Genomic DNA, 537 nt, shown 5'->3' on the forward strand with positions numbered 1-537 from the left:
CCTGATCCACGGCGCCGACAATTACCGGGGCAGCCTGCGCGGCGCCGGCGCCGAGTTGCGCACCGACGCGTATGGCGTGGTGCGCGCCAAGGCTGGCTTGCTGGTGAGCAGCTATGTGCTCAGGCACGACGCCGCGCAACGCGACCCGGCCGGCGACAACGCCGGCGGCATGGCATTGTTGAAACAGGCGGTGATGCTGGGCGACACATTCAACAATGCCGCCAAGACGCACCAGACGGTGGCCTACGCCAGCCACATCGGCGCCAGCGCACCCAATGCCAGCGAACTCGACGAGCAGGCGGCGCCTTTGAAAGCGATGCTGGCCAGCGTTTCCGGCATGCACGACCAGTTGCCGCAAACAAAGGACGCCATCATCGCGATAGCCGCCAGGGCCGGACTGGGCGTTGTCGCGGGGCAAGACCTACAACTGGCGAATGGCGAAACCGTCACCATGATGAGCGGGCAGGATACGCAATTTGCCAGCGGCGGCAAGCTGCGCCTGCACGCCGGCCAGGCCATCGGCGTGCTGGGCGGCGT

General features: G+C 67.0%; 1 protein-coding gene. It reads left to right on the forward strand.

Translation table 11 applies throughout. The annotated features are described in order from the left end of the window. Positions 1 to 537 (forward strand): type VI secretion system Vgr family protein (locus tag IGS60_RS28285; RefSeq protein ID WP_230506910.1); only part of this gene is annotated, 537 nt, incomplete at both ends.

Source organism: Janthinobacterium sp. FW305-128, assembly GCF_020858135.1.
Lineage (GTDB): Bacteria > Pseudomonadota > Gammaproteobacteria > Burkholderiales > Burkholderiaceae_D > Janthinobacterium.